The following is an 11,487-nucleotide window of genomic DNA, read 5'->3' as shown; positions in this document are numbered from 1 at the left end:
GCAGCCTCCGCTCAACAGTGAGGGCTCAGTCGGCGACTGCGCGCAGGAACGCCCTGACGTTCTCGCCGAGCCGCTCGATGCGCTGATCCCGTGCGGCCTCTCGATCGAAGCCCTCGTAGGCGAGCGGCGGCAGCAGCCGGACGTTGTGCGAGCACCCGAACTCGGCGCACGCGAGCGTGCCGATGGTGTCGCCGTTGCGCCCGGCGGCACCGGCCTTGCGGGCGGAGAAGAACTGCACGTCGTTTCGGAGCGTGACGTCATCGCACCACGAGCACTGGGCTCGAGCGAGCACGCGCTGCTCCGCACGTTGGAGAAGCGCGCCGGTGAGCACGCCGTCGACCTCGGTGACCACATAGGCGCGGCGGGCGAACTTCTGATCCGACCAGCCCAGGAAGTCGAGCCGATCGAAGTCGATCTCGACGAAGCCGGACGGCAGAGTCAGGGAGGAGACCTCCTTGCGGGAGGCGTTGATGAAGGATGCGCGGATGTCGCGCTCGGTGAGGGGACGCATGATGATGCTCTCTGTTCAGACTCGAGGATGAGCCGGCATCGCTCAGATGGATGCCGGGTACGACGATCTGCCGGGGACGGGGATCCGCCTCCGGCCGATGCTCAGCCTCTGCCGCCGGCGCGCGATGCGCCTGCGACCGCCTTCCGCGCCTGAGGGGCGCTCACACAGAACAGCACGGGGCGAGTTTACCCGCCGATCGGACGCACGTCACGCTCGCTCCAGGCGCCGCCAGGCGAGCTCGGCGAGCACGGATGCCTGCAGCCCCAGCACGCCGTCGTCGAAGACCGCGTGCTCGGAGTGCAACGGCCCCGATCCTTCATCGGGCGCCGCGCCCAGGAACACGAGCGTTCCCGGCACCTCCTCGAGCACGTACGAGAAGTCCTCCGAGGCCATCGAGGGCGCCTCCAGCCGGGTCACCCGCTCAGCGCCGACCAGCTCATCGAGGACCGTCAGCGCGAAAGCCGTCTCGCCAGGGTCGTTGTAGGTCACCGGGTACGACGCGATGAACTCGGCCTCGAGTGTGCATCCGTTCGCCTCGGCGATACCGGTCAGCATCACGGGCAGCTGGGTGCGGATGATCTCGAGCGTCGCCTTGGACAGCGTGCGGATGTTGGCCTCCAGGTGCACCTCCGCCGCCAGCACGTTGCTGGCAGCCGAATCGCTGGAGAGCCGCGTGATCGAGATCACCGCCTGATCGGTGGCCGGCAGCCGCCGTGCGCTGAAAGCCTGAACGGCGAGGATGAGCTGTGCAGCCACCGGGACCGGATCGATCGCGTTCTGCGGGAACGCCGCGTGGCCTCCGGTTCCGCGCAGAGTCATGCGCAGCGCACTGGCGCTGGCCATCATCGATCCTGCCCGGGTGACGAGCTCGCCGCGCGGAACAGTGCACTCCACATGGATCGCGAAGGCGGCGACCGGCCGCTCCCCCGCCGCCTCCAGCACACCCTCCTCGAGCATGATGCGGCCTCCGGCCTGGCCTTCCTCACCCGGCTGGAACATGAAGACGACGGTGCCGGGAAGCTCTGCCTGTCGGGCGGTGAGAAGCCGCACTGCACCGAGGAGCCCTGCCATGTGCAGATCATGGCCGCAGGCGTGCATGGCACCGGAGGTGGACGCGAAGACCAGGCCGGTGGCCTCGGTCACGGGAAGACCGTCCATATCGGCGCGAAGCAGCACGACCGGGCCCGGCATCCCGCCGCGGAGTACCGCGGTCACCGACGACAGCGAACGCCCGGTGCTGACCTCCAGCCCGAGGCCCGCCAGCTCGCGCAGCAGGATGGCCTGCGTGCGAGGCAGCTCGAGCCCGATCTCCACGGCGGTGTGCAGTTCACGCCGCACGGCGACCAGGTCGTCGAGCAGGCCCGCAGCCTCGAAACGTGTCGTCACGTCAACGTCCTCTCCCGTTCGCAGCCGCTTAACGGATCAGTCGCTGAGCGGATCAAGCGCTGAGCACCATGCGCTCGCCCAGCACCGGGACTGCTTCCAGCAACTCCCGCGTGTACGGCTCAGCAGGGTCGGCGAGCAGCTCATCCGTCGGCCCGTATTCGACGATGTGCCCGTTGCGCATCACGGCGATGTCATCGCTGACGTACCGGACGACCGCAAGGTTGTGAGAGATGAACAGCATCGTCAGCCCCAGGCGCTGCTGCAGGTCACGCAGCAGGTTCAGCACCGTGGACTGCACGGAGACGTCGAGGGCGCTCGTGACCTCATCGGCGATGAGGATCTCGGGCTCACCGGCGAGCGCTCTGGCGATCGTGATCCGCTGGCGCTGACCGCCGGAGAACGACTTCGGCAGCTCATCCGCGCGCCCCGGGTCCATACCGACCTGCTCCAGCAGCTCGGCGACTCGATCGCGACGTGCGGCGCGGGACATGTCATGTTCGGCGGCTTTGAGCCCCTCGGCGATGGATTCGCCGATCGGCATCTTCGGATCCAGGGACGAGAAGGGGTCCTGGAACACCATCTGGATGCGACGGCGAGCAGTCCTGGCCGAGCGGCGTCGTCCGACCGAGCTCACGCCGTGCACGCGGATGTCGCCGGCGTGGATCGGCGCCAGCCCGACGGCGGCATTGGCGACGGTGGACTTCCCTGAACCGGACTCGCCGACCAGCCCCAGTGTCCGCCCGGCGGGAATCGCGAGGGACACTCCGGACACGACCTCACGGCGTCCGTACCTGATCTGCAGGTCTTCGATCTCGAGTGCGTTCACAGCGACACCTCCACGGGTGCGGGAGCGGGTTCGGCCGGCAACTCGTCGCCGATGACCGGAAGCGGTCGGGTGCGGTCGGAGTGCATGTCGGGCAGACACGCGATCAGCCCTCTCGTGTACGGATGCGTCGCCTGCTCCTTGATGCGCGCGGCATCGAGCTGCTCGACGATCTCACCGTCCTTCATCACCACGACGCGGTCGCAGAACCCCGAGACGAGGGCGATGTCGTGCGAGATGAAGACGATGCCGGCCCCGGTCGCGCGCTGCGCGCGGCGCAGCACGCCGAGCACCTGCCGCTGGACTGTCACATCGAGGGCCGTGGTCGGCTCGTCGGCGATGATGAGGCGCGGGTGCCCCGTCAGCGCCATGCCGATCATGGCGCGCTGGCGCATTCCGCCGGAGAACTGGTGCGGATAGTCGCGGAGGCGCTCGGCGGGGTTCGGGATGCCGACGGCATCCAATCCGTCCACAGCACGCTTGCGAGCCTCGGAACGGCTCATGCCGAGATGCTGCTGCGGCACCTCGGTGAGCTGGCGACCGATGGTGAGCGCCGGATTCAGCGACGTGAGCGGATCTTGGAAGATCACGCCGAGTTCGACGCCGAGCCGCTTCCGGGCGGCAGGGCCCAGCCGGGCCGCCATATCGATGTCGTCGAAGCGCCGCTCCTCCGCTGTGACGATCGCGGGGGCATCCAGAAGACCGGCCAGCGCCATCGCCGTCAGCGACTTTCCCGACCCGGACTCGCCGACGATTCCGACGATCTCTCCCGCTCCGACGCTCAGGTCGACACCGCGCACCCGTTCCACGACACCCCCGTCACCGTCGGGGAAGGCGACGCGCAGCTGCCGCACCTCTGCAAGCGGCGCTGCGTCGCCTCCACGAGCCGCGGCCGGTGGGGTGCCGCGGCGCGACCCGAGCCCGGCCAGCGCTGCGCCGCGTCCTGTTCGCGCCACCGCGCGGACTCCCTGGCCCGGCTGATCAGCGATCGCCTCGGCGACCATCGTGAACACCAGACCGGCGAAGACGATCGCGATGCCCGGCCCGACCGCCGCCATCGGGTTGGTGTACAGATGACCGAGCCCCTCGTTCAGCAGCCGCCCCCAGTCATACTCGGGCGCTTGGACGCCGAGCCCGAGGAAGGACAGTGCGGCGAACGACAGCAGAGTGACGCTCGCCGATGCCGCCGACTGCACGAGCAGCGGATTGGCGATGTTCGGCAGCACGTGCTTGAACATGATGCCGACCGGCCCCACCCCGACGACGCGGGCGGCGCGCACGTAATCCTGATCGGACACGGAGGAGGCCATGTTGTAGACCAGGCGCGTGATGCTGGGGATCCCCGCCAGACCGATCGCGAGCATCGCTCCCGTCGCCGAGGCGTCCCAGATCACTGTGAAGAACAGCACCAGCAGCAGCCAGGGGAAGGCCAGCAGCATGTCCATCACCCAGATGAGGGAGCGACGCGCAGGCCTCGGCAGGATCGCCGCTGTGAGACCGATGATGAGCCCGCCACCGACGAGCATCGCCGTCGCGCCGATCGTCAGCAGCAGCGACAGCCGGGTGGCGACCATGACACGGGCGAAGATGTCGCGTCCGATGTCATCCGTGCCGAACGGATGCTCAAGGCTCGCGGAGGCCCAGCGCTCCGCGATGTTGCGCTCCGTCGCCGCCTGAGTCCAGACGTCCGGCCCGATGACTGCGATCGTCAGCAGCACGGCGATGCCGACGAGGGCGGCGACGCCGCTGAGGCTCATCCAGCGTGAACGGCGGCGCGGCTTCGAGGTCGCACCGCCCGTGAGCGGCGCTTGCGGATTGCGCGGAACGAACGTCGTCATCTCGGGCTCACCCTTCTGCGATCGTGGTGCGCGGATCGATCGTGATGAGGATCAGATCGACGACGAGGTTCACGGCGAGCACCATCGTCGCGTAGACGAGCACCATGCCCTGCACCATCGGATAGTCCTTGGTGCCGACCGCCGAGACCAGCGTGCTGCCGGTCCCGGGGATGGCGAACACGGTCTCGATGATGACCGTTCCCGCCACCAGGCCGGACAGCAGGAGCCCGCCGACCGTCAGCGTCGCCGTGATGATGTTCGGCAGGGCATGTCGCAGCAGGATCAGTCGCTGGGGCAGACGCTTCGCACGGGCTGTGGCGATGTACGTCGAATCCAGGACGCGGATCATCTCGACCTGCACGATCCGCGCCAGGTACGCCATCGGGCCGAGAGCGAGACCGAGCACTGGCAGGACGGCGTTGTCGATGTCGCCCCAGCCGGCCGGCGGGAACAGCCCCAGCCACATGCTGAACAGGGCGATCAGGCCGACCGAGAGCAGGAAGTCGGGCACGGCGATCAGCACGCCCAGCAACCCCGATATGCCGCTGTTCGCGGCTCGCCCTCGCCCCGTCCTCGCCAGCAGAGCGGCGCCCATGCCGATCGGGAGCGCGCCGATCACCGCGACGGCGAAGCCGAGGGCTGCGAGGCTGAGTGTCGTGGGGAAGCGAGACACGATCGTGCCGGTGACCGACAGCCCGGACTGGATCGAGGTGCCGAGGTCGCCCCGCAGCAGACCCCCGAGATAGTCGAGGAGCTGCTGCGGGACGGACTTGTCGAGCCCGAGGTCTGCGCGGGTGCTCTCGACCAGGCTCACCGGAGCGGTCGGGCCGAGAGCCGCGCGGACCGGATCGCCCGGCACGAAATGGATGAGGAAGAAGGCCGCGAGGATCACGACGAGCAGGCTCACGATCAATCGCCCGATCCTTCGGATGGCGAAATCGGTGCGCGGCGATCGCCGCTGCTGCAGCTCTCGCAGCTGAAGCAGTCGCGCCGTCGCCGGCGGCCGGTTCTCTCGAGCCTGTGTCGTGGTCATCGCCGCCTGCTCACTCCGTCATGCGGATCGTCACCGGCTGCAGATAGTCGGTGATCTCGAAGGTCGCGCCCGACATGTACGTCGGCCGGATCGTTCCCGTGAGCAGGAAGGTGTGGAAGTTCTCCACCACGACCTTCTCTGCCTCCTCCCAGTAGCCGCACGCCTCATCCGCGTCGGCCGATGCGCGGGCCTGGTCTGCGAAGCCGTTGTACTCCTCGTCCGAGACGCCCATGAAGTTCAGGCCGCCGTCCTCGGGGAAGGCCCCGCCGTAGAACAGATCCTGCGTGACCGGGCTGCCGACGCCGATCTGGATCCAGCCGGTGTCGTAGTCGAACGTCTCGTACAGGTACTCCGACCAGCCGGCGCCGTCCATCGCGATCAGGTTCGTCGTGATGCCCAGTCCTTCCCAGTCCTCCGCCACGAGCTCGGCCGCAGACGAGTGCGCGGTGGAGGTCGCGTCGTAGATGAAGTTGATGTCGAGCGGCTGACCGTCCTTGCTGCGCTTCCCGTCGGAGCCCTCGGTCCATCCCGCCTCGTCGAGCAGTTCGGCGGCACGTTCGGGGTCTGACGCGGGACGATTCCAGATCGGCTCCTCGCGGTAGCACGTGAACGGGGCGTCGGTGATCCAGGACGTCAGCTCCTCTGGCCGCCCGCCGGAGACGACCTCAGCGGTGTCCTCGTGGTTGAACCCGAGGATCAGGGCCTCGCGTACCAGCGGATCGTGCGTCGGGCGGTCTTCCCGCTCGTTGAAGAGCATCTGGCCGATCGGATTGATGGTCCCGGCGAACTCGTGGCCGGCCGCCTCGATGCGGTCCTGATCGGGCCCCTCGACAGCCGCGGCGTTGACCTCCCCGGACAGCATCAGGTTCGCCCGCGTGGACGTGTCTGTGACGACGCTGATCTCCAGCGTGTCCGGCAGGCCCTCGGTCTCGGAGGTCACGCCATCCGGTCCCCAGGTGTAATCGTCGCGGGCCTCGAACGTGTACAGATCCGCTCCGACGTCGGTGAGCTCGAAGAGCCCCGTGCCGTTGGACGCGGCCTCGAGGCTGCTCGGGTCGGCCAGCCCTGCTTCGGCGACCATCGGAATGCTGCCGAGGATGCTGGCCAGGAACGGGTCGGATGCATCGGCGGACACTTCCAGCGTCAACCCGCTTCCGGTGGCGTTGATGCCGGCGGGCAGCACATCCGCCATCGTCGTCGTATTGGCCGGATCGGCGTGGAAATTGATGTTCGCCGCCGCGACCTCCGCTGTGAACTCCGTGCCGTCGTGGAAGGTCACGCCGTCCTTGAGCTCGAACGTCACCGAGGTGCCGTCGTCACCGAGTTCCCACGACTCCGCGAGCCAGGGGAAGTCCTCGCCCTCCTTGTCCGTGTAGATCAGCGTCTCGTAGGCGTAGGTGACGATCTGGATCTCCTGCGGCTGCGTGGCGCTCATCGGGATGATGCTGCCTACCTCGGGGAAAAGTGCCTGACGGAAGGTTCCCCCGGAGACGTAGTCGCCGTCATCGGGCGATCCGCTGTCGGTGGACCCCGAGCATGACGCCAGTGTCATCGCGAGGACGACGAGTCCGGCGCCAACCGGTACTGCGATACTGCGTTTCATTGCAATCTCCTCATTCGGGTGGTGGTGCGAGGGTCAGCCGACGGTCACGTCGGCGGTGAGAGTGGCGAGCGGACCGGCCGCCTTCACGCTCACGTTCACGGTCGGGCGAGCGGTGTAGGGCACGTGCGTCTCGAGGATCTCGACGACGGACACCTCCAGCGGATCCGCACCGGCTTGGATCGCCTTGGCGATGGCCGCCTCGGACGCCTGGGCGATGGCGTCCTCGCGGTCCTCCATCGACGCCATGTGATCGGCGCGTCCGCCGGCGAGGGAGATGGCGGCTCCGACGGCGTTGGCAACGCCGCCATGGTCGGGTCGCAGGATCTCTCCGGCGCTGGGGAGGCGGTCGGGCACGAGGAAGCCTCCGCCGCCGACGACCACCAGCGGAATGTCGACCCGTCCGAGCGACAGCCGCTCGACGGCCTGGTCGAGTCGATCTGCGACGACCTCCAGTGCACGCTCGAGCGCCCGTGAAGTCGCCCCGGACATCGCGGGCAGGCGCCTGCCTGCGACCGGACTGCCGGCGAGCGCCGCAGCATCCGTGAGCGTGGGCGTCGATCCGCCGAAGAGCAGCCCCTCCCGGTTGATGCGATAGCCGACCGACTCCGGGCCCACGCGTCCCGTGACCACGTCGACGATGGTCCCGCCGCCGATGCCGACGGACAGCACATCCGGCATCCGGAAGTTCGTCCGCACGCCGCCGATCTCGCGCGGCAGAGTGGATTCGCGGGGGAACCCGCCGACGACGACACCGAGATCGCTGGTGGTACCGCCGACATCGATGACGATCGCGTCGTCGTGACCGGACAGGTATGCCGCGCCCCGGATCGAGTTGGCCGGTCCGGATCCGATGGTGAGTACGGGGTACTGCGTGGCGTAGTCGAGCGACATCAGCGTGCCGTCGTTCTGCGCGAAGAACGTGACCGCGTCGAGACCCTCCTCGGCGACGACCGTGACGAGCGCTTCGGTGACCGAGCTCGCGACGCTGTAGAGCGCGGCGTTGAGCAGGGTGGCGTTCTCGCGCTCGAGGAGGCCTGTGGGTCCGATGTCCTGGCTGAGGAACACTCGGGCGTCCGGGCCGAGGTGCCCGCGCAGCAGTTCTGCGACCTCCAGTTCCTGCTCGGGAGAGGAGGGGCTGAAGATGCCGGCGACCGCGATCGCGTCGAAATGGTCGAGCCCGTCGACGAAGCGCAGCACGCCGTCCCGGTCGAGCGGCGAGATCGGCGTGCCGTCGACCATGTGCCCGCCGCCGAGCATGGCGGAGTCCGCCAGCACCATGTCGACGAGATCCTGCGGCCAGCCCGTCAGCGGCGGGTACTCCGTCGCCGCAGGGGCTCCCAGCCTGATCATCGCGACCCTGTCGAGCCGGCGCCGCTGGACGATGGCATTCGTCGCATGGGTGGTGCCCAGCATGACGCGCGAGACGCGGCTGCGGTCCGCGCCGATCGCCGCGAGCACGTCGGCGATGCTCGCGCGGATGCCGCCGGTGACGTCGTCGCTCGTCGGCTGCTTCGTGTGCGCGAGGACAGCGCCGGCGCCGTCGAGGATGACGGCATCGGTGTTCGTGCCGCCGACGTCGACGCCGAGGGAGAGATCGCGGGCGCTCATCGGGCTGCTCCTTCGAAGGGCGTGTAGGGAAGGTCGTAGCCGAAGGCCGCCGGCCCCGCCAGCTCGAGCCCGCGAGGCGTGCGCCAGATCGGATCGCAGGGCCAGGCGAGGACGGAGACGCGCTGTCCGAAGCGGAGCATCTCGGTCGTGATGGCGTGACCGGTCTCCGCGTCGATGATCGTGATGAGGTCGGGCACGCTGACGAGGACTTCGCCGTCCTCGAGGACGAGGAGGTTCTCGTTCTGAAGTTCCAGACGCTGCAGCCGTCCGCGGTCGTCGCCTGTTCCCGTGATCGTGACGGAGCCGCGGACGAACCCGCCGACGGTGCGGCGATCGAGATCGGTGATCTTGCCGCTCAGCAGCACTCGGGCGTCGAGCTCGGCAGCGACCGCCGCGACAGGGTCCGACGCGTTCAGGAGTGCGTGGCCCACCCGGATCGCCGCGCTCACCGTTCCTTCGATGACGGCGCCGCGCACGGTCTCGGCGGTCATCGGGTAGTGCGCCCCGATGCAGATCGATCCGCTCGCGACGGTGAGAGCGCGGGCGTGCCGCTCGAGCCAGTGCAGATCCACCGTCTTCATGACCGCGATGTTGCCGACGACGTCACTCTGCACCGCCCAGTCGCAGTGCACGCCCGCGACGTTCATGGCCATCATCGCGGCGTCCGGGAAGGCGCGTCCCATGCCGTCGGCGTCGAGCACCTGCAGCCCGAGTCTCGCCGCCCAGCCGATGGGGCGCACGCCGTTGCTGCCGCCGATCTCTGCGGCCATCAACGTCGTGACAGGGCGGCCGATGAGGCGCTCGGCCTCTTCGAGCAGAGCGTGAATCTGCCCCTTCGAGGACAGCATCTCGATGCCGACGGTCGGGGCCCCGATGCCGGACATCAGGATCACGACGTCTTCCGGACCCAGATCGTGGACGGACACCAGGGGCACCGATCCGTGTTCCCTGAGCTCCCGCTCGACCATGGTCTGCGCGCTGTAGACCTCGCCGCCGCCGCCGGTGCCGAAGATCGCCGTGCCGACGCCGAGAGCTGTGATGTCGTCGGGGGTTATCTCGGTGATGTGCTCGCCGACCCGTGCCGGCGGGGATGTCTTTGCCATGCCCCCACGTTACGGAGGGTCCTACAGGCGGACAATGTTCCTTCAATCCACTGTTTCATGTCAGACTGTGCTCGTGGCACAGTACCTGGTTCGAGATCTCGGTACAGCGGCCGAACGTCTCGGTCTGCGGCACCTGGCCGGCCCGATCGACGATCGCTCGATCGACCGAGTGGATCTCGGCTCGCTCGACCGGTTGGACGCGGTTCCCGCCGGAGCGCTGGTGATCCTGACCGGTGAAGAGCAGCCGGCCCCGTTCCGCGTCGACGTCGCACTGCGCCGCGCAAGTGCCCGGCGCCTCGCCGGCATCGTGTTCACGATCGATCTCACCCTCGCCGAGACGGCGTCGGCGCTCGCCGCGCGCGGCGGCGTTCCGGTGTTCTGCGCGCCGGGTGCCGACGCCGCAGAACTCGCCAAGGCGATAGACCGCGCAGTGGCCGGCGGGGCTTCGGAGGCGATGATGCGCGGTGCGCAGGCCGTCGAACGCGCCACCGAAGCAGCTGCCGGCGATGATGCCTCCAGCGACGGCATCCTCGCTGCGGCATCGCGCGCGCTCGGCACGACGCTGTCGATCGTCGAGGATCCGACCGTGCAGTGGACCTCCAAGGATGCGGTCTGCATCGGGGAGGTGCCGATCGGCCGTCTCGCGGCCGCATCGCCGGACCCGGCCACGGACGTCGCGATTCCAGTCGTCGCAGCCCTGCTCTCGCGTGCTGCCCAGCGTCAGAGCCGCGACCGCTTCGCGCCGACGCAGTCGCGAGCGGACCTGCTGATCGAGCTCGTGCTCACCGACTCCTCCCGCGTGGAGGGATTCGTCGGACGAGCGGCCCACCTGGGGCTCCCACTGCAGCTCTCTCATGTCGTCGCGTGGCTCGCTCCCGCCAATCCCTCCGCGGTGCACGATCGTGCGCCCCGCACCGTCCAGCCGGCCCTCGAGTTGTTCGCGCTCCAGCTCGTCGAGGAGCGGTCGGAGATGTGGCATTTCGCGTTCCTGCAGGACGATCTGATGCTCGTGTGCACGGAGGAGCACGGCGCCCCGGACCACCAGCGCCGAGTGCGTGAGGTCGCCGTGCGCATCAAGGAGCACGCCCATCTGCTCGCGGGCAGCGGGTGGGAGTACACAGTCGGGCTGGGAACGCCGCAGCTCGGGGCCACCGGGTTGCGGCAATCCGCCGCGGAAGCCCGGATCGCCGCCGAATCGGCGATCGCCGCCGGGCGCCTCGGCGGCGTGGAGCTCACGGACGTGACCGGTCTGCGGCGCGTGCTCCTGGACGTCTATGCATCGCCGATCAGCCGCGATCTGCTGCACGACATCCTGCGCCCGCTCGACGAGCTGGGCACGGATCGGGCGCTGACCGCCGTGCGCACGCTGCAGTCGTATCTCGCGCACGAGGGTTCGCTCGTGCACACCGGCCGTGAGCTCATGCTGCACCCGAACGGCGTCGGCTACCGCATGCGCCAGATCCGCGAGCTGCTCGGCATCGATCTCGACGACCCGGACGTGCGCTTCGCTGTGGAGCTCGCCTGCAGGGTGCGCCTGCTCGGAGCCGGCTGATCGGTCCGACTGACGCACGAAAGGAGGAAG

General features: G+C 68.8%; 9 protein-coding genes. 1 reads left to right on the top strand and 8 read right to left on the bottom strand.

Going from position 1 to position 11,487, the window contains the following annotated elements; genetic code table 11:
- Nucleotides 1–25: 25 nt before the first annotated feature.
- From IM776_RS03160 to IM776_RS03125, 8 genes are all read right to left on the bottom strand, one after another.
- Entirely contained in the window at nucleotides 26–511 is a 486-nt protein-coding gene (locus IM776_RS03160) for an FBP domain-containing protein (protein ID WP_194421604.1), read from the bottom strand.
- Nucleotides 512–718: 207 nt separating this feature from the next.
- Nucleotides 719–1,897: a M20 metallopeptidase family protein gene (locus tag IM776_RS03155; RefSeq protein WP_194421603.1), complete on the bottom strand. Its 1,179-nt coding sequence runs from the start codon at nucleotides 1,895–1,897 to the stop codon at nucleotides 719–721.
- Between the two features lie 52 nt (nucleotides 1,898–1,949).
- The gene (locus IM776_RS03150) at nucleotides 1,950–2,723 is read right to left on the bottom strand and encodes an ABC transporter ATP-binding protein (protein WP_194421602.1); all 774 of its coding nucleotides are present in this window, start codon (nucleotides 2,721–2,723) and stop codon (nucleotides 1,950–1,952) included.
- Nucleotides 2,720–4,558: a dipeptide/oligopeptide/nickel ABC transporter permease/ATP-binding protein gene (locus IM776_RS03145; RefSeq protein WP_194421601.1), complete on the bottom strand. Its 1,839-nt coding sequence runs from the start codon at nucleotides 4,556–4,558 to the stop codon at nucleotides 2,720–2,722. The genes IM776_RS03150 and IM776_RS03145 overlap by 4 nt, the downstream gene beginning before the upstream one ends.
- Nucleotides 4,559–4,565: 7 nt before the next feature.
- Nucleotides 4,566–5,591, bottom strand: a complete 1,026-nt coding sequence (locus tag IM776_RS03140; protein WP_194421600.1) for an ABC transporter permease — start codon at nucleotides 5,589–5,591, stop codon at nucleotides 4,566–4,568.
- Nucleotides 5,592–5,601: 10 nt separating this feature from the next.
- Nucleotides 5,602–7,194 (bottom strand): ABC transporter substrate-binding protein, encoded by a 1,593-nt coding sequence (locus tag IM776_RS03135; RefSeq protein WP_194421599.1) that lies wholly within the window; start codon nucleotides 7,192–7,194, stop codon nucleotides 5,602–5,604.
- A gap of 33 nt (nucleotides 7,195–7,227) precedes the next feature.
- Nucleotides 7,228–8,802: a hydantoinase/oxoprolinase N-terminal domain-containing protein gene (locus tag IM776_RS03130; RefSeq protein WP_194421598.1), complete on the bottom strand. Its 1,575-nt coding sequence runs from the start codon at nucleotides 8,800–8,802 to the stop codon at nucleotides 7,228–7,230.
- Entirely contained in the window at nucleotides 8,799–9,905 is a 1,107-nt protein-coding gene (locus tag IM776_RS03125; protein WP_194421597.1) for a DUF917 domain-containing protein, read from the bottom strand. The genes IM776_RS03130 and IM776_RS03125 overlap by 4 nt, the downstream gene beginning before the upstream one ends.
- Before the next feature lie 73 nt (nucleotides 9,906–9,978).
- On the opposite strand from IM776_RS03125, the gene IM776_RS03120 reads away from it, so the two are divergent.
- Nucleotides 9,979–11,457, top strand: a complete 1,479-nt coding sequence (locus IM776_RS03120) for a PucR family transcriptional regulator (RefSeq protein ID WP_228479895.1) — start codon at nucleotides 9,979–9,981, stop codon at nucleotides 11,455–11,457.
- Nucleotides 11,458–11,487: the final 30 nt, after the last annotated feature.

The organism is Microbacterium abyssi, assembly GCF_015277895.1.
Lineage (GTDB): Bacteria > Actinomycetota > Actinomycetes > Actinomycetales > Microbacteriaceae > Microbacterium > Microbacterium abyssi.
The sequence above is the reverse complement of the archived record's forward strand: the minus strand, read 5'-3'. Positions and strand labels throughout refer to the sequence as shown.

What these genes read in the sequence shown, in the direction of transcription:
- IM776_RS03160 (WP_194421604.1), bottom strand. Translation starts at nt 511, where the DNA reads ATGCGTCCCCTCACCGAGCGCGACATCCGCGCATCCTTCATCAACGCC.
- IM776_RS03145 (WP_194421601.1), bottom strand. Translation starts at nt 4,558, where the DNA reads ATGACGACGTTCGTTCCGCGCAATCCGCAAGCGCCGCTCACGGGCGGT.
- IM776_RS03140 (WP_194421600.1), bottom strand. Translation starts at nt 5,591, where the DNA reads ATGACCACGACACAGGCTCGAGAGAACCGGCCGCCGGCGACGGCGCGA.
- IM776_RS03135 (WP_194421599.1), bottom strand. Translation starts at nt 7,194, where the DNA reads ATGAAACGCAGTATCGCAGTACCGGTTGGCGCCGGACTCGTCGTCCTC.
- IM776_RS03130 (WP_194421598.1), bottom strand. Translation starts at nt 8,802, where the DNA reads ATGAGCGCCCGCGATCTCTCCCTCGGCGTCGACGTCGGCGGCACGAAC.
- IM776_RS03125 (WP_194421597.1), bottom strand. Translation starts at nt 9,905, where the DNA reads ATGGCAAAGACATCCCCGCCGGCACGGGTCGGCGAGCACATCACCGAG.